Here is a 21,793-nt window from a genome sequence, read left to right on the forward strand (position 1 = left end):
GTTAAGGGGTAACTGATGGACGTAGCGGGGCAGTTCGCCGAGCTGTACGGGTACGAGGCGCAGGGGGTGTGGTCGGCCCCGGGCCGGGTCAACCTCATCGGCGAGTACACCGACTTCAACGAGGGCTTCGTGATGCCGCTCGCGCTGCCGCACACCGCGGTGGCGGCGGTGGCGCGCCGCACCGACGGCGTCCTGCGGCTCCACTCGGCGGACATCGACGCTCCGGTCGCCGAACTGCGCGTCGACGAGCTGACGCCCCTGTCGAAGTACGGGCAGGGCGGCTGGGCCGCCTACCCGGCGGGCGTGGTGTGGGCGCTGCGGGACGCGGGCCACGCGGTCTCCGGCGGCGCCGACATCCACCTCGCGTCGACCGTGCCGACCGGGGCGGGCCTTTCCTCGTCGGCCGCCCTGGAGGTCGTCACGGCACTCGCCCTGAACGACCTGTACGAACTGGGCCTGGACGCACCCCGGTTGGCGGTCCTCGCCCAGCGCGCCGAGAACGCCTTCGTCGGCGTGCCGTGCGGCGTGATGGACCAGATGGCCTCCGCGTGCGCCACCGAGGGCCACGCCCTGCACCTGGACTGCCGCGACCTGTCGATACGCCAGGTCCCCTTCGACCTCGCGGCACAGGGCCTCCAGCTCCTGGTGGTCGACACCCGGGTCAAGCACGAGCTGGGCGACGGGGCGTACGCCGAGCGGCGGGCCGGGTGCGAGGAGGGCGCGCGCATCCTGGGCGTCTCCCACCTGCGGGACGTCGAGTACGCGCAACTCCCGGACGCCCTGGCGAAGCTGACGGACGAGAAGATCCGCCGCTACGTCCGCCACATCGTCTCGGACGACCACCGGGTGGAGCAGGTCATCGGCCTGCTCGACGCGGGCGAGGTGCGGGCGATCGGCCCCGTCCTGACCGAGGGGCACGCCTCGCTGCGGGACGATCTCCGTATCTCCTGCGAGGAGTTGGACCTGGTGGTGTCCACCGCGAACGCGGCGGGCGCGATCGGCGCGCGCATGACGGGCGGCGGCTTCGGCGGCTCGGCGATCGTCCTCGTGGACGAGGTGGACGCGGCGCCGGTCACGAAGTCGGTCCTGGAGGCGTTCACCTCGGCGGGCTTCACGCCGCCGCGGGTGTTCCCCGCGGTGCCTTCGGCGGGGGCGCGCCGCCTGGTGTGATCTTCCCGGGATCCCCGCCTACCCGAGCCGCTTCGTCAAGGTGAACTCCTTGGCCCCTTCCGGGTAGTCGGGGATCACCGACACCACGTCGTACCCCTGACCGCGGTAGAACCCGGGCGCCTGGAAGTCCCATGTCTCCACACGGGAGTTGAGGCAGTCCCGCTCGTCCCGCGCGATCCGCTCCGCCTCGGCCAGGAGCCGTGCGCCCAGGCCCGCGCCCTGGTGCTGCTCGCTGACCCAGAGGTGGTTCACGTGGAGCCAGCGGCCCCAGGTGTGCCCCGCGAGGCCGCCGACCAGGCCCTCCGTGCGTTCCATCAGCCAGACGGCCAGCGGTGTTTCACGGTCCTGAGGGGTGCCGCGCAGCGCGCGGATCACGGGTGAAGCGGCGGTGTTCGCTTCCTGGAGCCGGGCGAGGAGCAGAGCGGACCGCTCTTTGTCGACTCCTGTCTCAATACGAAACATACGGCTCACCATAAACGCGCTGGCCAGTCAGTTCTGTAAATTACCTTCCGCTCCTGCCGTGCGGCCCTACTCTGAGTGGCAGTGCCGGTGGGGGCCGGCACTGATCAGGGGGCGAGACAGTCGGGTACGACGCCCGGCGTGGGGGTAGCAGTCACAGCACGGCGGCGGCCGTGCGGCTGCGGCGACCCCCGTTCCGGGTGTCGTACCCGCACCGTATGTCCTCCGACGATGGGGTATCCCCTGCTCTCTGAGGAGAGCTTGGGGGAGGGGGTTTCAGTGGTCCGGATCCGAGTCCTGGTCGTCGACGACCATCGCATCTTCGCCGAGTCGCTCGCGGCGGCACTGGCGGCGGAGCCCGACGTCGACGTGTCCGCGGCGGGCAGCGGCCCCGCCGCGCTGCGCTGCCTGGAGCGGGCGATAGCCGAGGGGCGCAGATACGACGTGCTGCTCGTCGACGCCGACCTGGGCGCGTCCGCGAGTGCCATGCAGGGTGTCCGCCCCGCGCCTTCGGTCCAGGAGGGCAACGCGGACTCCCTGGTGGACGGCATCTCCCTGGTGGCCGGGGTCCGTTCGGGCCAGCCGATGGTCCGCACGGTCGTGCTCGCCGAGAAGGACGACCCCCGCAGGGCCGCCCTCGCGCTGCAGGCAGGCGCCTCGGGATGGGTCGCCAAGGACTGCTCCCTGTCCCGGCTCCTGACGGTCATACGGGGCGTGCTGCGGGAGGAGACCCATCTGCCGCCCGCGCTGCTCACCGGCGTTCTGCGTGAGTTGACCGCGGCGCGCAAGCACCGCACGGAATCCGAGCGCCTGGTGGAGTCCCTGACGCCGCGCGAGCGCGAGGTCCTTCGCTGCATGGTGGCGGGCCTGGGCAGGAAGGCCGTGGCCGAGCGCCTCTTCCTCTCCCCGCACACGGTGCGCACGCACATGCAGAACGTCCTGGGAAAGCTGGGCGTCCACTCCACGCTCGCGGCCGTCGCGCTGGCGCGCAGGGCCGGGGTGGGGCCGGTCGACCTAGCCGGGGATGTTGTCGAACGGGGCGGTCAACTGGCGTAGCAGCCCGGCCAGTTCGCCCCGCTGTCCGCGCGAGAGCTCGGCGAGGATCGCCCGCTCCTGCTTGAGGAGGCCGGCGAGAGCCTGGTCGGCGCGGTCCTGCCCTTCCTCCGTCAGCCGCACGAGCACGCCCCGCCGGTCACTGGGATCCGGCAGTCGCTCGACGAGGCCCTTCTTCGCGAGGCGGTCGATGCGGTTGGTCATCGTGCCGGACGTCACCAGGGTCTGGGTGAGGAGCTGTCCGGGGGAGAGCTGATAGGGGGCGCCCGCGCGCCGCAGCGACGTCAGTACGTCGAACTCCCACGGCTCCAGATTGTGCTCGGAGAACGCGAGCCGACGGGCCCTGTCGAGATGCCGCGCGAGCCTGCTGACGCGGCTGAGCACCTCGAGTGGTTCCACGTCGAGGTCAGGGCGCTCCCGGCGCCACGCTGCGACCAGACGGTCGACCTCGTCCTCCATGACGATCAGTGTAGGGGGTCTGTCGACATGAAGTCTCTTGACGTCAAGATACTTCGGGTCGAGGATGGCAGTACGACGCGTCCGTGGCGCCGGTACGACGCTGATGTGACGCCGGTACGAAGTCGAGCCGAAGTGTCCACGACGCCCGAGGTCCGAGGTCCTTGCCCAGAGGAGGCCCACCCATGTCCGCCGCCCCCAGCAGCAGCAACCGCACCCCCACGTGGGACCCGGGCCAGTACCTGCGCCACTCCGGGCACCGCGCCCGGCCCTTCGTCGACCTGCTGGCCCGCATCCCCGAGCTCCCCGCCACCGCCGACGGCCGCGCGCCGCGCATCGCGGACCTGGGCTGCGGCCCCGGCAACGTCACCCGCCTCCTCGCCGAGCGCTGGCCCACGGCGTACGTCACGGGCTTCGACAACTCCCCTCAGATGCTGGACCGGGCCGAGGAGCTCGCGGGACCCACGGCAGGGGGCGGCCGCCTGGACTTCGCGGAGGCGGACGCGTCGGACTGGGCGCCGCCCGAGGGGACGTACGACCTGATCCTGTCCAACGCGACACTCCAATGGGTGCCGGGACACCCGGACTCCTTCCCCGCCTGGATCGCGGCGCTGGCCCCCGGCGGCACGTTCGCCTTCCAGGTCCCCGGCAACTTCGACGCCCCCAGCCACGTCCTGATGCGCGAGCTGAGCGAGTCGGAGCGTTGGCGCGACCGGCTCGGCGGGCGGCTGCGCCACGCGGACGCGGTGCTCTCGCCGACGGCCTACCTGGAGCGGCTTGTCTCGCTGGGGTGCGAGGTGGACGCGTGGGAGACGACGTATCTGCACCTCCTCGAGGGGGAGGACCCGGTCCTCGACTGGGTCAAGGGGACGGGCCTGCGGCCGGTGCTCACGGCGCTCGCGGGGGACGCGGGGGACGCGGAGGCGAGGGAGGAGTTCCTCGCCGAGTACGGGGAGCTGTTGCGGAAGGCGTACCCGGCGGGGGCAGGGGGCACGGTCTTTCCCTTCCGCAGGGTGTTCGCGGTGGCCCGCAGGGAGGGTTGATCCCGATGCTGACCGGCATCGACCACGTCCAGCTGGCGGCTCCGCCGGGGAGCGAGCCGGAGCTGCGGGCGTTCTACTGCGGGGTGCTGGGCATGCGGGAGATCGCCAAGCCGGGGGCGTTGGCTGCGCGGGGCGGGTGCTGGTTCCTGGCGGGGGCCGGGGCTGTCCAGCTGCACCTGGGCATCGAGGCCGACTTCCGCCCGGCGAGGAAGGCGCACCCCGGGCTGCGGGTGCGGGACATCTCCGCGTACGCGGAAGGGCTGGCCTCGCGGGGCGTTCCCGTCACCTGGGACCACGCCCTGCCGGGCCACCGGCGCTTCTACGCGGATGACCCGGTGGGCAACCGCCTGGAATTCCTGGAACCAAAGCCGCGGTCCGCCCCGGACTGAACCGCCGCTTCGCGGCGGATGCCTCTCACGCAGCGGGGGAGGGGCGTGTGGTGCTGGGCGCCTGGGTCGCTGGTCCTGGGGTCTGCCCCGCTCCAGACTGAACCGCCGCTTCGCGGCGGATGCTTCCCGCCCACCCACCCGATTGCCCCGCAGCGACCCCGCCCCGCCCTGAACCGCCGCTTCGCGGCGGATCTTCCCCGCCCACCCACCCGTTCACCCCGCGGGCAATCGGGTGGGTGGGCGGGAGACATTCGCCGCGAAGCGGCGGGCCGGGGCGGTGGGGGCACCCCGCGGTGCCCCGCCCAGCCGCGGCGGGCCCAGAGGCCAGGGAAGGCACCCCGCGGTGCACAGGTGTCCGCTCTGGGGCGCCGGCGCTAGCTCTTGCGGTGGCCTATCAGGCGCGGCTTCGGTTCCAGGCCGTCCAGGCCGTGCCACGCCAGGTTCACCAGGTGCGCCGCCACCTCCGCCTTCTTCGGCTTGCGCACGTCCAGCCACCACTGGCCCGTCAGCGCGACCATGCCGACCAGCGCCTGGGCGTACAGCGGCGCCAGTTTCTGGTCGAAGCCCCGCGTCTTGAACTCCTGGCCCAGGATGTCCTCCACCTGCGTCGCGATGTCCGAGATGAGCGACGCGAACGTGCCCGTCGACTGCGCCACCGGCGAGTCGCGGACCAGGATGCGGAAGCCGTCCGTGTACGTCTCGATGTAGTCGAGGAGGGCGAACGCCGCCTGCTCGAGCAGCTCGCGCGGATGCCCCGCCGTCAGCGCTCCCGTCACACCGTCGAGCAGCGCCCGCATCTCGCGGTCCACCACCACCGCGTACAGCCCCTCCTTGCCGCCGAAGTGCTCGTACACGACGGGCTTGGAGACGCCGGCCTTCGCCGCGATCTCCTCCACCGACGTGCCCTCGAACCCCTTGGCGGCGAAGAGGGTGCGGCCGATGTCCAGCAACTGCTCCCGGCGCTCGGCACCCGTCATCCGGGTCCGGCGCGCACGCCGGGGCTGCTTCTCTTTGCTGGAGGGGCTGGTACTGCTGGAGTCGGTCGGCACGTCGTCAATCATGCCGGGCCGACGGTCTTCGGCTTCCGGCGGGAGTCGATACGGGACTCCGACGGCCAGCGGACGTCGCTCGCCCAGCCCAGCTGCTCGCACCAGCGGATGATCCGCGCCGACGAGTCGACCTGGCCCTTCAGCACACCGTGCCGCGCCGACGTCGGGTCGGCGTGGTGGAGGTTGTGCCAGGACTCACCGCAGGACAGGACCGCGAGCCACCACACGTTGCCCGAGCGGTCGCGCGACTTGAAGGGGCGCTTGCCCACCGCGTGGCAGATCGAGTTGATCGACCACGTGACGTGGTGCAGCAGGGCGACCCGGACCAGCGAGCCCCAGAAGAACGCCGTGAAGGCGCCCCACCACGACATCGTCACCAGGCCGCCGACCAGCGGCGGAATCGCCAGCGAAACGATTGTCCAGAACAGGAACTGGCGGGAGATCGCACGGATCGCCGGATCCTTGATCAGGTCCGGTGCGTACTTCTCCTGCGACGTCTGCTCCTCGTCGAACATCCAGCCGATGTGCGCCCACCACAGGCCCTTCATCAGGGCCGGGACCGTCTCGCCGAAGCGCCACGGGGAGTGCGGGTCGCCCTCCGCGTCCGAGAACTTGTGATGCTTGCGGTGGTCCGCCACCCAGCGGACCAGCGGCCCCTCCACCGCCATCGACCCCGCCACGGCCAGCGCGATCCGCAGCGGACGCTTCGCCTTGAAGGAGCCATGCGTGAAGTAGCGGTGGAAACCGATCGTGATGCCGTGGCAGCCCAGGTAGTACATGAACACCAGCAGGCCGAGGTCCAGCCAGCTCACCCCCCAGCCCCAGGCCAGCGGCACCGCCGCGACCAGGGCCAGGAACGGGAGGGTGATGAACAGAAGCAGCGTGATCTGCTCCAGCGAGCGCTTCTGCTCACCGCCCAGCGTCGCGGAAGGGACGGAATGCGGGGAGGGGGCGTCGGTCGTCGATCGCGAAGCGTCTTCGATCACATCGGTGTCGGAATACGCATCGGAAGATGTGGTCATGGGCACGTCCCCTGTGGGGTCGAGGGTTGAGGGTCACGGCGCGAGTGCGGCGGGCGCACGGTCACGGGGTCCCGCGTTATCTACGGTCCCGTAACCTACGGCGTCGTAAGTATGGCAGCGCGGAACCTCGCGGCAAGAGGCTGCGAGTCCGTGCCGCGATGTGACACCTATCCTTGGAAACGGAAACGGTCGGACAGCGCGGTCCGCTCTCTATCTCCCTGTCTCCCCGGAATACGGATTCCTATCCGGCCGGGGACCCCTCCCAGACCTGACGTGCTTCAACACTGCAAGGAGCCGCACCTGTGAGCAGTGCCGACGACCAGACCACCACAGCCAGCACCGAGCTGCGCGCCGACATCCGCCGCCTCGGCGACCTGCTGGGCGAGACCCTCGTACGTCAGGAGGGCTCAGAGCTCCTCGAACTGGTCGAGAAGGTCCGCCGCCTGACGCGCGAGGACGGCGAGGCCGCGGCCCGCCTGCTCGGTGGCACCGAACTGGAGACCGCGGCCAAGCTGGTCCGCGCCTTCTCCACGTACTTCCACCTGGCGAACGTGACCGAGCAGGTCCACCGCGGTCGCGAGCTGCGCGCCCGGCGCGCCGCCGAGGGCGGGCTCCTGGCCCGCACCGCGGACCGGCTCAAGGACGCCGACCCCGAGCACCTGCGCCAGACCGTGGAGCACCTGAACGTGCGCCCCGTCTTCACCGCGCACCCCACCGAGGCGGCACGCCGCTCCGTCCTCAACAAGCTGCGCCGCGTCGCCGAGCTCCTGGAGACCCCGGTCATCGAGGCCGACCGGCGCCGTCACGACACCCGCCTCGCCGAGAACATCGACCTGGTGTGGCAGACCGACGAGCTGCGCGTCGTCCGTCCCGAACCCGCGGACGAGGCGCGCAACGCCATCTACTACCTGGACGAGCTGCACGCCGGCGCCGTCGGGGACGTACTGGAAGACCTCACCGCCGAGCTGGAGCGCGTCGGCGTCCAGCTGCCGGAAGGCACCCGGCCGCTCACCTTCGGCACCTGGATCGGCGGCGACCGCGACGGCAACCCGAACGTGACGCCCGAGGTCACCTGGGACGTCCTGATCCTCCAGCACGAGCACGGCATCAACGACGCGCTCGCCCTCGTCGACGAGCTGCGCGGCTTCCTCTCCAACTCCATCCGCTACACCGGAGCCACCGAGGAGCTGAAGGCCTCCCTCCAGCTCGACCTGGAGCGGCTGCCCGAGATCAGCCCGCGCTACAAGCGGCTGAACTCCGAGGAGCCCTACCGCCTCAAGGCCACCTGCATCCGGCAGAAGCTGGAGAACACCAAGGAGCGCCTGGCCCGCGGCACGGCCCACGAGGACGGGCGCGACTACCTCGGCACCGGTGAGCTCCTGCACGACCTCACCCTCGTCCAGACGTCGCTGCGCGAGCACAAGGGCGCCCTGTTCGCCGACGGCCGGATGAACCGCACGATCCGCACGCTCGCGGCGTTCGGTCTGCAGCTGGCCACCATGGACGTACGTGAGCACGCCGACGCCCACCACCACGCGCTCGGTCAGCTCTTCGACCGCCTGGGCGAGGAGTCCTGGCGGTACGTGGACATGCCGCGCGAGTACCGCCAGAAGCTGCTCGCCAAGGAGCTGCGTTCGCGCAGGCCGCTCGGCCCGTCCCCGGCCCCGCTGGACGCCGCGGGGGAGAAGACCCTCGGGGTCTTCCTCACCATCAAGAAGGCCTTGCAGGTCTTCGGGCCCGAGGTCATCGAGTCGTACATCATCTCCATGTGCCAGGGCGCGGACGACGTCTTCGCGGCGGCCGTCCTGGCCCGCGAGGCCGGGCTCATCGACCTGCACGCGGGCTGGGCGAAGATCGGCATCGTGCCGCTCCTGGAGACGACGGACGAGCTGCGCGCCGCCGACGTCATCCTGGACGAGATGCTCGCCGACCCGTCCTACCGCAGGCTGGTGGCGCTCCGGGGCGACGTCCAGGAGGTCATGCTCGGCTACTCGGACTCGTCCAAGTTCGGCGGCATCACGACCTCGCAGTGGGAGATCCACCGTGCGCAGCGTCGCCTGCGTGACGTCGCGCACCGCTACGGCGTGCGGCTGCGGCTGTTCCACGGCCGCGGCGGCACCGTCGGCCGTGGCGGCGGCCCCTCGCACGACGCGATCCTGGCCCAGCCCTGGGGCACCCTCGAGGGCGAGATCAAGGTGACGGAGCAGGGCGAGGTCATCTCCGACAAGTACCTCGTGCCTTCGCTGGCCCGGGAGAACCTCGAGCTGACGGTCGCGGCGACGCTGCAGGCCTCGGCCCTGCACACGGCTCCCCGCCAGTCGGACGAAGCGCTGGCCCGCTGGGACGCGGCGATGGACGTCGTCTCGGACGCCGCGCACTCCGCCTACCGGCGGCTCGTCGAGGACCCGGACCTGCCGACGTACTTCCTCGCGTCGACGCCGGTCGACCAGCTCGCCGACCTGCACCTCGGCTCCCGGCCCTCCCGCCGCCCCGGCTCGGGCGTCTCGCTCGACGGCCTGCGCGCCATCCCGTGGGTCTTCGGCTGGACGCAGTCGCGGCAGATCGTGCCGGGCTGGTTCGGTGTCGGCTCGGGCCTGAAGGCGCTGCGTGAGGCCGGTCTGGACACCGTGCTCGGCGAGATGCAGGAGCACTGGCACTTCTTCCGGAACTTCATCTCGAACGTGGAGATGACGCTGGCGAAGACGGACCTGCGGATCGCCCGCCACTACGTGGACACGCTCGTCCCCGACGAGCTGAAGCACGTCTTCGACGTGATCGAGGCGGAGCACGCGCTGACGGTGCAGGAGGTCCTTCGCGTCACCGGCGGCGAGGAACTGCTCGACTCCCACCCGGAGCTCCAGCAGACGTTCGGCATCCGCGACGCCTACCTGGACCCGATCTCGTACCTCCAGGTCGCACTCCTGAAGCGCCAGCGGGACGCGGCGGCGGCAGGCGAGGAGGCGGACCCGCTGCTGGGCCGCGCACTGCTCCTCACGGTGAACGGTGTGGCTGCGGGGCTGCGGAACACCGGCTGATTTTTGCTGGCGGGGGCGCCGGGGCTCGCGGGGCGCGGGGCGGGTGCGTTCGCCGCCGGGCCCGTCGGGGGCGCCCCTGTCCCGCCGCTTCGCGACGGATGTTTCCCACCCACCCACCCGATTGCCCCGCGTCGGGTGGGTGGGGTTGCCCGGGTGCTTGGGCGGGCGGGTGGGGAGAATCGCCGCGAAACGGCGGCCGAGTACGACAACTCAGCAGTCGCAGAGCAGCCCGCCGCTCACCCTCTTCCCCGCGCTGCGGGGTAATCGGGTGGGTGGGTGGGAGTGATCCGCCGCGAAGCGGCGGGCTTGAGGCGTGAGGTGCAGAGATCGGCTGAGGCGTCCCCCCCCCCTGCGACTGCGGGGTGCTCGGGTGGGTGGGCGGGAAAGATCCGCCGCGCAGCGGCGGGCTTGAGCGCGTTCCAGTTGCAGCTCAGCGGTAGCGAACCCTCAGAACGCCAGCGTCGCGAAAGACGCCGTCAGCAATGTGCCGCCCGCCAAGGCCAGGGCCCACGCCGTGCGGGGCAGGCGCAGGCCGCCCGCGACCACCACCGCCGACAGGAGCAGCGCTCCGCCCAGCGGCAGCCACGCGTGGAGGAATCCGGGGCCACCCGTGCGCACGACCTCGGAGGTGCCGGGTTTCACCGCCACCGGAATCCGGACCCCCTTCTTCTCCGCGATCGAGCGGTCGATCACGACACGCTCGCGTGGCTGGAAGCCGGCGGTCGAAGGGACGTAGGGACCGGCGCAGGTGTCCGACGAGCACCGCGCGACCCGCATCGTGCCCCGCTCACGCGAATCGCCCAGCATCACGTGCTGAGCCGTGCCCCAGGACGCCCAGAATCCCGCGACGAGCAGCAGCGCCGCGAGCCCGCCCATGGCCGTCCGGCGCCCCAGAAGCAGCAGATTCATGGCGGCGATCCTTGGCCATGGCGCTGCGCTGAGTCAACAGCTCTCGGCCAACCGCTCAGGAGCTCAGGAGTTGTACGAGCTCTGCGCCCGCTCCAACCCCTCGATCACCAGCGCCTCGGCCGCGTCCGCCGCCCGGTCCACGAAGTAGCCGAGCTCCTTGCGCTCCGTCGACGAGAAGTCCTTCAGGACGAAGTCCGCGACCTGCATGCGCCCCGGCGGACGCCCGATCCCGAACCGCACCCGGTGGTAGTCCGGGCCCATCGCCTTCGTCATCGACTTCAGACCGTTGTGGCCGTTGTCGCCGCCGCCCAGCTTCAGCCGCAGCGTGCCGTAGTCGATGTCCAGCTCGTCGTGGACCGCCACGATGTTCGCCGTCGGGACCTTGTAGAAATCGCGCAGCGCCGTCACCGGGCCACCCGACACGTTCATGTACGACATCGGCTTCGCCAGGACGACCCGGCGGTTCGCCGGACCCACCGGGCCGATCCGGCCCTCCAGCACCTGCGCCTGCGTACGCCCGCTGCGCTTGAACGAGCCGCCGATCCGCTCCGCGAGGAGATCGGCCACCATGAAGCCCACGTTGTGCCGGTTCATGGCGTACCCAGGGCCTGGATTGCCCAGACCCACGATCAGCCAGGGCGCGCTGGGGTCCGTCGTCATCTGCATGTCTCCTTCATAGCCCAAACGCCGCCCCGCGCACGGGGCGCGGAGCGGCGGTTGGCAGAGTCGAGCTCAGCCGAACTGGATCGAGCCCAGCCGAAACTGGATCGAGCCCAGCTGGAACTGGATCGAGCTCAGTCGATCGCGACAGCGGTCGAGGCTCAGGCCTCGGCGGCGGCGTCGGCCTCACCCTCGGTGGCCTCGGCGGCCTCCTCGGCCTGCGCGGCGAGCACCTGGAGGACGACGACGTCGTCCTCGACGTTCAGGGTGGTGCCGGCGGGCAGCGGGATGTCCTTGGCGAGGATGGTCGCACCGGCCTCGAGACCGGCGATGGAGACGGTGACCGACTCCGGGATGTGCGTGGCCTCGGCCTCGACGGGCAGCGCGTTCAGCACGTGCTCGAGCAGGTTGCCGCCCGGGGCGAGCTCACCCTCGGTGTGGACGTAGATGTCGACGTTGACCTTCTCGCCCTGACGGACGAGCAGCAGGTCGACGTGCTCGAGGAAGCCCTTGATGGCGTCACGCTGGACGGCCTTCGGGATCGCCAGGTGCTTCTTGCCGTCGATGTCGAGGGCGAGAAGGACGTTGGACGTACGGAGCGCGAGGTGCAGCTCGTGGCCCGGAAGCGTGATGTGGACGGGGTCGGCGCCGTGACCGTAGACAACGGCCGGAACCTTGGCCTCGCGGCGGATGCGGCGGGCAGCGCCCTTGCCGAACTCGGTGCGGGTCTCAGCGGCGAGCTTGACCTCAGACATGTGCACTCCTCGTACATCAGATCAGAAATGTCGGATGGGGTCGGTTACCCGGCCATGCGACTACTGGCCTGCTACGAAGAGCGCGTCGATAACGGACGACCGTACTGCAATGAGTACGGCCTCCCTCGCCGAGCAACTCGGTGAGTCTACCCGGCGGGGAGGCCGCAGCCCAAAGTGGATCTTTACGCCTGCTCCTCGAAGAGGCTCGTCACCGAACCGTCCTCGAAGACCTCACGCACCGCGTTCGCGATGGTCGGCGCGATCGAGAGCACCGTGATCTTGTCGAGCTCCAGGTCGCCCGGGTCGGGCAGCGTGTCCGTGAACACGAACTCGCTCACCTTGGAGTTCTTCAGACGGTCCGCGGCCGGGCCGGACAGCACGCCGTGCGTCGCCGTCACGATGACGTCCTCCGCACCGTGCGCGAACAGCGCGTCGGCGGCGGCGCAGATCGTGCCACCCGTGTCGATCATGTCGTCGACCAGGACGCAGACGCGGCCCTTCACCTCACCCACGACCTCGTGGACGGTGACCTGGTTGGCGACGTCCTTGTCGCGGCGCTTGTGCACGATGGCCAGCGGAGCGCCGAGGCGGTCGCACCAGCGGTCGGCGACGCGCACGCGGCCGGCGTCGGGGGAGACCACGGTCAGCTTGTCGCGGTCGACCTTCGCACCCACGTAGTCCGCGAGGATCGGCAGCGCGAAGAGGTGGTCGACCGGGCCGTCGAAGAAGCCCTGGATCTGGTCCGTGTGCAGGTCGACCGTGAGGATGCGGTCCGCACCCGCGGTCTTCATCAGGTCCGCCACCATGCGGGCCGAGATCGGCTCACGGCCGCGGTGCTTCTTGTCCTGGCGTGCGTAGCCGTAGAACGGCACGATCACGGTGATGGAGCGGGCCGACGCGCGCTTCAGCGCGTCGATCATGATCAACTGCTCCATGATCCACTTGTTGATCGGAGCCGTGTGGCTCTGGATCAAGAAGCAGTCCGCGCCACGAGCCGACTCCTGGTACCGCACGTAGATCTCGCCGTTGGCGAAATCGAAAGCCTTCGTCGGCACGATGCCGACACCCAGCTTGTGTGCGACCTCCTCGGCCAACTCGGGGTGGGCGCGGCCGGAGAAGAGCATCAACTTCTTCTCGCCGGTCGTCTTGATCCCGGTCACAGCACTTGTCTCCTCAGACGAGTTCTTCCCGCTGCCGAAACTGCGCGTCCCGTGCGCTGAGTCGGCCGAAATGGTGTGCACCTATCACGGTACGCCGTGTCCGACGCACCTGTTTCCGGTCAGCTTCCGTTTGCCGAATTCCTGGACTCCCCGGACGCCGCTTCTGCCGCCCTCGCAGCCGCGCTCCCCGGACGCTTGCGCGCCACCCAACCCTCGATATTCCGCTGCTGGCCACGGGCCACGGCCAGCGAACCGGCCGGAACATCCTTCGTGATCACCGAACCCGCCGCCGTATAAGCGCCGTCCCCGACCGTGACAGGAGCCACAAACATGTTGTCCGAACCCGTCTTGCAGTGAGACCCCACCGTCGTGTGGTGCTTCGCCTCACCGTCGTAATTCACAAAGACGCTCGCGGCACCGATGTTGGAGAAATCACCGATCGTCGCGTCACCCACGTACGAAAGGTGCGGGACCTTCGTGCCCTCACCGATCGTCGCGTTCTTCATCTCCACGTACGTACCCGCCTTGGCCTTCACACCGAGCCGGGTACCCGGCCGCAGATACGCGTACGGACCGACGCTCGCCTGCTCCCCGACCTCGGAGTCGTACGCGACCGTGTTGTCCACGCGCGCCCCCGCGCCCACCCGCACGTTCGTCAGGCGGCAGTTGGGCCCCACCTCGGCACCCTCACCGAGATGCGTGACGCCCTGGAGCTGCGTGCCGGGGTGCACCAGCGCGTCCTGCTCGTACGTCACCGTCGCGTCGATCCACGTCGACACCGGGTCCACGACCGTCACACCGGCCAGCATGGCCTGGGTCAGGAGGCGGTCGTTCAAGGTGCGGCGGGCCTCGGCCAGTTGCACGCGGTTGTTGATGCCCGCGATCTCCTCATGATCACCGGCGACGGCGGCCCCCACCCGATGTCCCGCTTCCCGAAGGATCCCCAGGACGTCCGTCAGATACTCCTCGCCCTGGCTGTTGTCCGTGCGCACCTTGCCCAGCGCCTTCGCGAGCAGCTGCCCGTCGAACGCGAACACCCCGGAGTTGATCTCACGGATCGCGCGCTGCGTCTCCGTGGCGTCCTTGTGCTCCACGATCGCGGTCACCGCGCCGCTCTCGCCGTCCCGCACGATGCGGCCGTAGCCGGTCGCGTCCGGGACCTCGGCGGTCAGCACGGTCACGGCGTTGCCGTCGCCGGTGTGCGTCGCGGCCAGCTTCTGCAGGGTCGCGCCCGTCAGGAGCGGGGTGTCGCCGCAGACGACGATGACGGTTCCGTCCACGGAGTCGCCGAGCTCGTCGAGGCCGATGCGGACGGCGTGGCCGGTGCCCTTCTGCTCGCTCTGGTAGGCCGTGCGCACGTCCGGGGCGATGGTCCCCAGGTGCGCGATGACCTGCTCGCGGGCGAACCCGACGACGGTGACGAGCCGCTCCGGGCTCAACGCGTACGCGGCTTCGAGCACATGCCCGATGAGGGAACGCCCACAGATCTCATGCAGGACCTTGGGGGTGGCCGACTTCATACGGGTGCCCTCACCCGCTGCGAGGACGACGACGGCTGCCGGGCTGTTGGCGCTCACGGGGGTGCCCTTCGGCTTCGGATGTGCGGGGAGTGGACATCCGCAGGATACCGGGGCGTTGTGGGGCGGAAATGAGGGCGGGTCCCGACCGTGGTGGTCAGGACCCGTTCCGTGCTGCTCCCGGGGAAGGAATCGAACCCTCATTCAATGGACCAAAACCATTTGTCCTGCCATTAGACGACCCGGGATGGTCTGCGCGTCATGTCCGATTCGGTTGATCGGGCCGATGCGCGGACAACACTATGCCGTACCAAGTGCCTTCGATGCGACGGTACGAGTCTCTGCTCTGCGGGAGTTTGATCGTGCGTGCGTTCGATCACTGAGCCGGAAACTCGCCGGAAAAGGAGGGCTTGTCGCCCGTAGGCTGGAAGGCATGACCACGACGGGGGATAGCCACAGCGCGGCCGTGAACGGGCCGTGGTGGTGGGAGCGGCGGCGCAGTGCCGTGCTGGATGTGGGGCTTGCGTTGGCCTCGGCCGCGGAGTGCGGGGCCGAGGGGATCACGTTCGCGGGGGACACGGGGGTACCCACGGGGGTGGGGGTCGCGTTCGGGGTGCTTGCGGGGTCCTCGCTGGTGTTGCGGCGGCGCTGGCCGATTGCCGTGGTCCTGATCTCCATCGCGATCACGCCGGCTCAGATGGGGATCTTCCTGACCGTCGTCGGGCTCTACACGCTGGCCGCTTCCGAGCTGCCCCGGCGGATCATCGGGTCGCTCGCCGGGATGTCGTTGGTCGGGACGCTCATCGTGACGCTGGTGCGGACGCGGCAGGACATGGAGAGCGGGGAGCTGGGGTTCGCGGAGGGGTTCATACCGTTCATCGCGATCACCACCTCCATCGGCCTGACCGCGCCGCCGATCCTGCTCGGGCTGTATGTGGGGGCGCGGCGGCGGCTCATGGAGAGTCTGCGGGAGCGTGCCGACAGCCTGGAGCGTGAGTTGCAGCTCCTGGCCGAGCGGGCCGAGGAGCGGGCGGAGTGGGCGCGCAACGAGGAGCGGACGCGGATCGCGCGGGAGATGCATGACGTCGTCGCGCACCGGGTGAGTCTGATGGTCGTGCATGCCGCGGCACTTCAGGCCGTGGCCCGGAAGGACCCGGAGAAGGCCGTCAAGAATGCCGCTCTTGTCGGGGACATGGGGCGGCAGGCGCTGACGGAGCTGCGCGAGATGCTCGGTGTGCTGCGGACCGGGGAGAGCAGGCCCGCGGTGGGGGGCCGGCACGGGTCGGAGTCCGATGCGGTGCCGTTGGCCGCCGTGGGGTTCGCCGCCGCCGCTGCCGCCTCGCGTGCGGTGGACGAGGACGGGCCGTGCCTGGAGGAGATCGAGGAGCTGGTGGGGCAGTCCCGGGCGGCCGGGATGGCGGTGGACCTCTCCGTGGAGGGCGAGTCGCGTGCGTACGCGGCGGACGTGGAGCAGACCGCGTACCGAGTGGTCCAGGAGGCGTTGACGAACGTGCACAAGCACGCCGCGGGCGCCAAGACGTACGTCCGGCTCGCGCACCGCGGTGCGGAGATCGCGATGCAGGTGGAGAACGAGCCGCCGCCGGAGGCGGGCCCGGGGGACGCCCGGCTGCCCAGTGGTGGCAATGGCCTGGTGGGCATGAAGGAGCGGGTCACCGCGTTGGGCGGTGTCTTCGTGTCGGGGCCGACGGACGCGGGCGGCTTCCGGGTGTCCGCGGTGTTGCCCGCGGCCGCCTAGGCCGCCCTGTCGCCGGTGTGCGCCGCGGGCCTTGCTCAGCCCGCCCTGAGGCGTTCCGGCTGGGTGCCCGACGCCAGGGTGGCGAGGGCCTCGTCGATGTGGGAGCCCAGGTACCAGTCGCCGCTGTGGTCGAGGCTGTAGACGCGGCCTTCCGCGTCGATGGCGAGGAGGGCCTGGGTCTCCGTCTCCTCTCCTATGGGGCAGACCTCGCTGTCGAGGGCGCGGCCCAGGTCGCCGAGGGTGCGGGCCAGGTGGAGTCCGTACAGGGGATCGAGGTGCACGGCGGCGGGCGCCAGGTGACGGCCGGGGCCCTGCGGGGTGATGTGCAGTCCGCCGAATTCGGCCCAGGCCTCGACGGCGGCGGGGAAGACGGCGTGCTGGTGTCCCGCCGGTGAGGTGTGGCGGCGCAGGACGTCGGCCCAGATCTCGGCCTGCTTTATGTCCCAGCGCCCGGGGGTCCAGCCCGCGGCGCGCAGGGCGGCGTCGACGGGGACGGGGAAGCGGGGCGACGCGGCCGACTGGGGTGCGGGGTGGTTCTCGGTGTGCTGTTCCGTGTGCATGGGTGGCCCTCGTTGCGGTTCGCGGCTCGGTGGTGGGGGTCAGGATTCCTGTGTCGTGGGGTCCACGATCCGTACGCCGAAGTGCGATGTGAGGGCGGTGCAGGAGCGGCACGGGCGGGCGAAGCCGCCGTGCAGGGGGTCGCCGTCCTCGCGGATGCGGCGGGTGGTGAGTTTGGCGTGCTTGAGGGCCTTGCGGGCCTCGCCGTTGGTCATGGGTTTTCGTGCGGCCCGTTTGGAGCGGCTCTTGTCGGCCGCCGTGAGGTGGCGCGAGATGAGGATGGCTTCGGCGCACCGCCCCGTGAAGCGCTCGCGCTGGCCGCTTGTGAGGGTGTCGAGGAAGTCCTGTACGAGTGGGTGCAGAGCGGGAGGTTCCTCGCCGCGGCCCGCGGTGCAGGTGAGCGTCGCGCCGCGGACGGAGAGTGCGGCGGCGACGGTGGGAAGTATGCCGTCGCGGCGCTGGCGCAGCGTGGGCGCGTGGGCGGAGGTGCTGCTCCAGCCGACGCGCGGGTCCCCCGCGTCGGTGGGGTTCTCGGCGCTCGCCGAAGGCGCTGTCGTGGCCGCTGTGTGTCCTGCCGTACCGGTCTGTGCCGTGTGCATGGTGGTGCTTCCCTCCCCGCAACTCGCGGTGTGACCGCGTGTGCCACGCCCCCGCGTTGCGGGGACAGCCTGCCAAATGGGGCGGGTGGTGCGGAAGCTGGGGCGCCGCGACACGCCCGGCTTTCGTCGCACGGTGACGGTTCGGTGGCTGCTGGTCATGGAACCGGAGGCCCGGTGACCGGTGTCGTCCTTACGCATAGGCTGTCGACATCCGCAGTCTGCGGAACGCAGGACGAAGTACGCACAATCCACGCACAGCGAATCCACGCACAGTGATCCGCAGAGCCATTAACAGTGCCGCAGGGGGCAACCGCCATGACGACAGGTCGGCTGGGGCAGCAAGCCGCGCCGCCGAACGCGGCCTACGCCGGGCAGGTCGTGCACTTCCCGGATCCGGTCCGGGCCACGCGCCATCCCAGGGGTGTGCGCGTGGACGAGCACGGCTATCCGGACTTCTCGGCCTACGCGCGCGCGGCCGCCGAGATCGCCGAGCCCCCTGAGGGTTTCGGCGTCGACGAGCTGCGTCTGACGGACTACGTCTCCGCGAACGCGGCGATGGCCGCGGCGGACCACGACCTGTGGGACACGATTCCGCCGGTGGCGACCCCGCACGGCTGGACCTGGCACCACGTGCCGGGCGGCCGGCGCCTCGATCTTGTCCCGGTGGAGGTGAAGGCGCTCCTGCGGCACCACGGCGGGCTCGCCACGACGCCGGTGGACCAGAACAAGCGGGGTACGCGCCCGCTCCAGGAGACCCGCCCCGCGCATCTCGCGCTGCCGAAGTCGTCGGTCGCGGTGACCGAGCAGGAGATCCTCGGCGCCGAGGAGGAGCTGGGCTACCGGCTGCCCGGCGCCTACCGCTCCTTCCTGAAGGCGGCGGGCGGCTGCGCGCCGGTCGGCACGGCCCTCGACGCGGAGCTCGGCCTCCTGATCGACCAGCCGTTCTTCACGGTGCGGGACGAGGCCGCGGTCAACGACCTGGTGTACGTGAACAAGTGCCTGCGCGACCATCTCACCAAGGACTATCTGGGAGTTGGTTTCGTGCAGGGCGGCATTCTCGCCGTGAAGGTCAAGGGCGACCGGATCGGTTCGGTGTGGTTCTGCGCGTACGACGACGCACGGGACGTCTCGGAAACGGACGGCTGGCCGCCCGCCGAGCGGGTGCAGCGGCTGCTGCTGCCGTGCGGTGACGACTTCGACGCGTTCTTGTCCCGGCTCGCGGGGAATCCGCCGGAGCTGGAGACCGTGGCGAACCTGATGGTGGACGGCGGCTTCGCGCGCGCCGTCCCGGTGGGGGAGTGACTTGTCGATGGTGACCTTCGCGCAGGCGCAGGAGCGCGCCGAGGAGTGGATCAACGGCGATGTGCCCGGATACCAGCATCGCGAGGTGCGGGTGCGGGAGTTCGAGCTCGGTTTCGTCGTGTGGGCGGAGGACCGTGAGAACGGTCCGGTGTCCGACGGCGGCCGTCAGCGGCTCGTCATCGCGCGCGACAGCGGCGATGCCTCGCTCTGGCCGGGTCTGCCGGTCGGTGAGGTGATCCGCCGGTACGAAGAGGAGTACGGCGTCCCGGACGCGGTGCCGGAGGATGCGCCTGTGGCCCCGCCGGAGCGAGTTGACCTGAATCAGACGTCGTTCCTGTTGAGCCCTCCGGAGTGGCTCCAGGAGGCGGCGGACAAGCTGGGCATCCCGGATCGCAGGGCGGAGCCGGCGAGCAGGGCCGACTCGCCTTCCTCGTCCGCGCCTGCGCCTTCGGCTCCTGTCACACCCGCGGCACCCGTGGCGCCTGCCGCCTCGGCCGCTCCCGAAGCGCCCGGTGGCGGTACGCCGTGGCCCGCTGCCGGGGAATCGGTTCCGCCCGCCGGGGCCACCCCGTGGGCCGGCACGGACACCAACGCGGATTCCGGCGACGACGACCGCTCGGTGCAGGCGCCCGCGACGGTGTTCGCGCCGCCGCTCGTCGGCGGTGACGACGACGACACTCCGCCGCCCGGCGTGGCGCCGGAGGCCAAGACCGCGCTGATGCACGGCGGCAGCGGCCTTCCGTCGACGACGGTCGCGCCCGCCCTCGACGGCCCGAATCTGCCGCCGCCTCCGGGCGCAGGCGCTCCGGACGCGTCCGCGTACGGCTATCCGCAGGGTCCCGGTGCGCAGGCGCCGCCCGCCCCGGGCACGGCGGCTCCGGGCCCGAACCTGCCTCCGCCGCCCGCCGGTGCCGCGGTGAACATGCCGCCGCCTCCGGGTGCCGGTGTTCCCGACCCGTCCGCGTACGGCTACCCGCAGGGGTCCGCGCCCGCCGCGGCTCAGCACTCCGTGCCGCCCGGCGCCGGGGACATCGCCGACGCCGCGACCAGCAAGGCGCAGCCGCCGCGTGGTGCCCGGGGGAGCGGCGCGAGCACGCCGCCTCCGCCCAGCGCCCCGGGGACTCCCGGCATGCCTCCCGGGAGTACGCCGCCGCCGTCCGGTCCCGGTGCTCCGGGCACCCCTGCGGGCGGTTACGTCCCGACGCAGCTCGTCTCCGCGCTCGGCCCCGACGGACCGCAGCCGCCCGCGGCTCCGGACGCGCCGCAGCCGCCGGGGGCGCCGAACGCTCCCGGCAGCACTCCGCCTCCCGGTGGGGGTGTCCACCACGCGGCGACGATGCTGGCGGACCCGAGCCTGGGTGGCCCTGGCGGGATCAAGCCGCCGGGTGCTCCTGGCGCTCCTGGTGCTCCTGGTGCTCCTGGTGCTCCTGGTGCTCCTGGTGCGCCGCAGCCTCCTGGGCCGCCCGGTGCTCCGGGTACGCCTCCCGGTGGCGTGCACCATGCGGCGACGATGCTGGCGGACCCGAGTCTCGGCGGTCCCGGTGGGATCAAGCCGCCGGGTGCTCCCGGTGCTCCTGGTGCGCCGCAGCCTCCCGGTCCGCCTGGTGTTCCCGGTGCGCCGCAGCCTCCTGGTGCTCCCGGCGCCCCTGGTGCTCCCGGTGGTGGCGTCCACCACGCCGCGACCATGCTGGCCGGGCCCGCTGTCGGTGGCCCCGGTGCGCCCATGCCGCCGCAGGCCCCAGGTGCTCCTGGCGCTCCCGGTGCTCCTGGTGGTCCGGGTGTTCCTGGCATGCCGCCTCCGGCGCCGGGCCAGCACCAGCCCGCTCCCGGTCAGCCCTACGGCTACCCGCAGCCGCCGACCGGTCAGCCGATCGTCGGCCCCGGCTACCAGGCCGTACTCCGCTATCGCGCGCAGGACGGCTCCGAGCAGCAGCTCATCCGCCGCTCGGCGCCCGGCACCCCGCACCCGGAGTGGCAGATCCTGCACGAGCTGCGCGGCATGAACGTGCCGCCGCAGCAGGTGCTCGAACTCCACACCGAGCTGGAGTCCTGCGAGTTGCCGGGCGCGTACTGCGCCCGCATGATCCGCGAGACCTGGCCGCAGGCGCGGATCACGAGCATCGCCCCGTACGGCAGGGACCACGCGTCCCGGCAGGGCGGCATGCAGCAGCTCATCGCGCACCAGGCCGAGTTGCACCAGGTCGCGGACGGTCCGGCGCGCCCCGCGCCGGTGCGCGCGCCGCTGCCGCAGGTGCAGCCCGCGCCGCCGATCCCGCCGGAGGGCGTGGCGCAGGAGCTGGTGGGCGCTTTCGGGCCCGGCATCTTCCGCTTCGACCAGCGGGCGGTCTCCCGGCAGGGCGTGCCCGACCTCGTGGCGCACACGCTCGTCGTGGCGGGTCTGCCCGTCGACTTCGGCCCGTTCTTCTGGGCGCAGGCCCAGCCGGGGCGGCCGGTGCCGACGCTCGCCGAGACGGCGCAGGAGCGCGGGGTGCAGCCGGCGTCGGACGCCGGTTCGTACCTCGTCATGGGCAGCGACTTCGGCCGCGCGATCTGCGTCCAGTACGGCACGGCGAACATCGTCGCCGTGCCGGTGGAGGCGGGTCCTGGCGGGGCGCCGGTGCCGCCGCAGTTCGTGAACACGGGCCTGCCCGAGTTCGCGCGCTGCCTGGCGCTCCTTGGCCGCATGTGGCGGCTGCGGTTCGGGTTGAACCAGGAGCAGGCTGGTCGCTGGACGGTCGACTTCCAGGGGCAGCTGGCTGCCCTTGATCCGGCGGCGTTGGCTTCGCCGGAGAGCTGGTGGTCGGTGCTTCTTGAGCAGATGTGGGACGGCTTGCTCTGAGCTCGCCCCTGGGCGGGGCAGTGTAGATCTGCGAGGCGCTCGACCCCCTGTGCGGGGGTTCG

General features: G+C 71.2%; 19 protein-coding genes and 1 tRNA gene. 8 read left to right on the top strand and 12 right to left on the bottom strand.

From position 1 onward, the window contains the following. Nucleotides 1-15 precede the first annotated feature (15 nt). Nucleotides 16-1,170, top strand: coding sequence for a galactokinase (gene galK / locus ABZ833_RS22855; protein WP_361049408.1), 1,155 nt, complete (start codon nucleotides 16-18; stop codon nucleotides 1,168-1,170). Between the two features lie 18 nt (nucleotides 1,171-1,188). Here galK and ABZ833_RS22860 read toward each other — a convergent pair whose 3' ends face one another. Beyond that, nucleotides 1,189-1,644, bottom strand: coding sequence for a GNAT family N-acetyltransferase (locus ABZ833_RS22860; RefSeq protein WP_361049410.1), 456 nt, complete (start codon nucleotides 1,642-1,644; stop codon nucleotides 1,189-1,191). A gap of 264 nt (nucleotides 1,645-1,908) precedes the next feature. On the opposite strand from ABZ833_RS22860, the gene ABZ833_RS22865 reads away from it, so the two are divergent. Beyond that, nucleotides 1,909-2,685 (top strand): response regulator transcription factor, encoded by a 777-nt coding sequence (locus ABZ833_RS22865; RefSeq protein ID WP_361049412.1) that lies wholly within the window; start codon nucleotides 1,909-1,911, stop codon nucleotides 2,683-2,685. On the opposite strand, the gene ABZ833_RS22870 is transcribed toward ABZ833_RS22865, so the two are convergent. Further along, nucleotides 2,644-3,141 carry a MarR family transcriptional regulator gene (locus ABZ833_RS22870; protein ID WP_160505514.1) on the bottom strand — a complete coding sequence of 166 codons (498 nt, stop codon included), beginning with the start codon at nucleotides 3,139-3,141 and terminating at the stop codon, nucleotides 2,644-2,646. The genes ABZ833_RS22865 and ABZ833_RS22870 overlap by 42 nt on opposite strands. 182 nt (nucleotides 3,142-3,323) lie before the next feature. Here ABZ833_RS22870 and ABZ833_RS22875 point away from each other — a divergent pair, with 182 nt between their 5' ends. Together ABZ833_RS22875 and ABZ833_RS22880 are read left to right on the top strand one after the other, a co-directional pair. Beyond that, nucleotides 3,324-4,181 carry a trans-aconitate 2-methyltransferase gene (locus tag ABZ833_RS22875; RefSeq protein ID WP_361049414.1) on the top strand — a complete coding sequence of 286 codons (858 nt, stop codon included), beginning with the start codon at nucleotides 3,324-3,326 and terminating at the stop codon, nucleotides 4,179-4,181. A 5-nt stretch (nucleotides 4,182-4,186) separates the two neighbouring features. Further along, nucleotides 4,187-4,570 (top strand): VOC family protein, encoded by a 384-nt coding sequence (locus ABZ833_RS22880; protein WP_361049416.1) that lies wholly within the window; start codon nucleotides 4,187-4,189, stop codon nucleotides 4,568-4,570. A 374-nt stretch (nucleotides 4,571-4,944) separates the two neighbouring features. On the opposite strand, the gene ABZ833_RS22885 is transcribed toward ABZ833_RS22880, so the two are convergent. After that, nucleotides 4,945-5,631, bottom strand: coding sequence for a TetR/AcrR family transcriptional regulator (locus ABZ833_RS22885; protein WP_361049418.1), 687 nt, complete (start codon nucleotides 5,629-5,631; stop codon nucleotides 4,945-4,947). After that, nucleotides 5,628-6,641, bottom strand: a complete 1,014-nt coding sequence (locus ABZ833_RS22890) for a fatty acid desaturase (protein ID WP_361049420.1) — start codon at nucleotides 6,639-6,641, stop codon at nucleotides 5,628-5,630. Before ABZ833_RS22890 ends, ABZ833_RS22885 begins: the two co-directional genes overlap by 4 nt. Nucleotides 6,642-6,943: 302 nt before the next feature. Between ABZ833_RS22890 and ppc the strand changes: the two genes are divergently transcribed. After that, on the top strand, nucleotides 6,944-9,676 hold the full coding sequence (ppc, locus tag ABZ833_RS22895) for a phosphoenolpyruvate carboxylase (RefSeq protein WP_361049422.1): 2,733 nt from the start codon (nucleotides 6,944-6,946) through the stop codon (nucleotides 9,674-9,676). Between the two features lie 447 nt (nucleotides 9,677-10,123). On the opposite strand, the gene ABZ833_RS22900 is transcribed toward ppc, so the two are convergent. From ABZ833_RS22900 to ABZ833_RS22925, 6 genes are all read right to left on the bottom strand, one after another. Then, nucleotides 10,124-10,585, bottom strand: coding sequence for a hypothetical protein (locus tag ABZ833_RS22900; RefSeq protein ID WP_361049424.1), 462 nt, complete (start codon nucleotides 10,583-10,585; stop codon nucleotides 10,124-10,126). 63 nt (nucleotides 10,586-10,648) lie between these two features. Beyond that, a complete protein-coding gene (gene pth, locus ABZ833_RS22905; protein WP_361049426.1) occupies nucleotides 10,649-11,251 on the bottom strand; it encodes an aminoacyl-tRNA hydrolase in 603 nt (200 codons plus the stop codon). A gap of 155 nt (nucleotides 11,252-11,406) precedes the next feature. After that, nucleotides 11,407-12,000, bottom strand: a complete 594-nt coding sequence (locus ABZ833_RS22910; RefSeq protein ID WP_361049428.1) for a 50S ribosomal protein L25/general stress protein Ctc — start codon at nucleotides 11,998-12,000, stop codon at nucleotides 11,407-11,409. Between the two features lie 182 nt (nucleotides 12,001-12,182). After that, on the bottom strand, nucleotides 12,183-13,160 hold the full coding sequence (locus ABZ833_RS22915) for a ribose-phosphate diphosphokinase (RefSeq protein WP_249589450.1): 978 nt from the start codon (nucleotides 13,158-13,160) through the stop codon (nucleotides 12,183-12,185). 119 nt (nucleotides 13,161-13,279) lie between these two features. Next, nucleotides 13,280-14,737, bottom strand: a complete 1,458-nt coding sequence (glmU, locus tag ABZ833_RS22920; protein ID WP_361049431.1) for a bifunctional UDP-N-acetylglucosamine diphosphorylase/glucosamine-1-phosphate N-acetyltransferase GlmU — start codon at nucleotides 14,735-14,737, stop codon at nucleotides 13,280-13,282. Between the two features lie 117 nt (nucleotides 14,738-14,854). Beyond that, nucleotides 14,855-14,925, bottom strand: a tRNA-Gln gene (locus ABZ833_RS22925). A 185-nt stretch (nucleotides 14,926-15,110) separates the two neighbouring features. On the opposite strand from ABZ833_RS22925, the gene ABZ833_RS22930 reads away from it, so the two are divergent. After that, nucleotides 15,111-16,433: a histidine kinase gene (locus tag ABZ833_RS22930; RefSeq protein ID WP_361049433.1), complete on the top strand. Its 1,323-nt coding sequence runs from the start codon at nucleotides 15,111-15,113 to the stop codon at nucleotides 16,431-16,433. 35 nt (nucleotides 16,434-16,468) lie between these two features. On the opposite strand, the gene ABZ833_RS22935 is transcribed toward ABZ833_RS22930, so the two are convergent. Together ABZ833_RS22935 and ABZ833_RS22940 are read right to left on the bottom strand one after the other, a co-directional pair. Next, nucleotides 16,469-16,993: an SUKH-3 domain-containing protein gene (locus ABZ833_RS22935; protein WP_361049435.1), complete on the bottom strand. Its 525-nt coding sequence runs from the start codon at nucleotides 16,991-16,993 to the stop codon at nucleotides 16,469-16,471. Nucleotides 16,994-17,032: 39 nt separating this feature from the next. Continuing rightward, on the bottom strand, nucleotides 17,033-17,590 hold the full coding sequence (locus ABZ833_RS22940; RefSeq protein WP_361049437.1) for a YwqJ-related putative deaminase: 558 nt from the start codon (nucleotides 17,588-17,590) through the stop codon (nucleotides 17,033-17,035). Nucleotides 17,591-17,905: 315 nt separating this feature from the next. On the opposite strand from ABZ833_RS22940, the gene ABZ833_RS22945 reads away from it, so the two are divergent. Both ABZ833_RS22945 and ABZ833_RS22950 read left to right on the top strand, forming a co-directional pair. Further along, nucleotides 17,906-18,892, top strand: coding sequence for an SMI1/KNR4 family protein (locus ABZ833_RS22945; protein WP_361049439.1), 987 nt, complete (start codon nucleotides 17,906-17,908; stop codon nucleotides 18,890-18,892). Between the two features lie 7 nt (nucleotides 18,893-18,899). Next, on the top strand, nucleotides 18,900-21,731 hold the full coding sequence (locus ABZ833_RS22950) for an SUKH-4 family immunity protein (RefSeq protein ID WP_361049441.1): 2,832 nt from the start codon (nucleotides 18,900-18,902) through the stop codon (nucleotides 21,729-21,731). Nucleotides 21,732-21,793 lie beyond the last annotated feature (62 nt).

This window comes from Streptomyces sp. NPDC047525 (assembly GCF_040643025.1).
GTDB lineage: Bacteria > Actinomycetota > Actinomycetes > Streptomycetales > Streptomycetaceae > Streptomyces > Streptomyces durmitorensis.

Coding starts and splice junctions, on each gene's coding strand:
- galK (WP_361049408.1), top strand. CDS start 16: ATGGACGTAGCGGGGCAGTTCGCCGAGCTGTACGGGTACGAGGCGCAG.
- ABZ833_RS22860 (WP_361049410.1), bottom strand. CDS start 1,644: ATGGTGAGCCGTATGTTTCGTATTGAGACAGGAGTCGACAAAGAGCGG.
- ABZ833_RS22870 (WP_160505514.1), bottom strand. CDS start 3,141: ATGGAGGACGAGGTCGACCGTCTGGTCGCAGCGTGGCGCCGGGAGCGC.
- ABZ833_RS22875 (WP_361049414.1), top strand. CDS start 3,324: ATGTCCGCCGCCCCCAGCAGCAGCAACCGCACCCCCACGTGGGACCCG.
- ABZ833_RS22880 (WP_361049416.1), top strand. CDS start 4,187: ATGCTGACCGGCATCGACCACGTCCAGCTGGCGGCTCCGCCGGGGAGC.
- ABZ833_RS22885 (WP_361049418.1), bottom strand. CDS start 5,631: ATGATTGACGACGTGCCGACCGACTCCAGCAGTACCAGCCCCTCCAGC.
- ABZ833_RS22890 (WP_361049420.1), bottom strand. CDS start 6,641: ATGACCACATCTTCCGATGCGTATTCCGACACCGATGTGATCGAAGAC.
- ABZ833_RS22900 (WP_361049424.1), bottom strand. CDS start 10,585: ATGAATCTGCTGCTTCTGGGGCGCCGGACGGCCATGGGCGGGCTCGCG.
- pth (WP_361049426.1), bottom strand. CDS start 11,251: ATGCAGATGACGACGGACCCCAGCGCGCCCTGGCTGATCGTGGGTCTG.
- ABZ833_RS22910 (WP_361049428.1), bottom strand. CDS start 12,000: ATGTCTGAGGTCAAGCTCGCCGCTGAGACCCGCACCGAGTTCGGCAAG.
- ABZ833_RS22930 (WP_361049433.1), top strand. CDS start 15,111: ATGACCACGACGGGGGATAGCCACAGCGCGGCCGTGAACGGGCCGTGG.
- ABZ833_RS22935 (WP_361049435.1), bottom strand. CDS start 16,993: ATGCACACGGAACAGCACACCGAGAACCACCCCGCACCCCAGTCGGCC.
- ABZ833_RS22940 (WP_361049437.1), bottom strand. CDS start 17,590: ATGCACACGGCACAGACCGGTACGGCAGGACACACAGCGGCCACGACA.
- ABZ833_RS22945 (WP_361049439.1), top strand. CDS start 17,906: ATGACGACAGGTCGGCTGGGGCAGCAAGCCGCGCCGCCGAACGCGGCC.
- ABZ833_RS22950 (WP_361049441.1), top strand. CDS start 18,900: ATGGTGACCTTCGCGCAGGCGCAGGAGCGCGCCGAGGAGTGGATCAAC.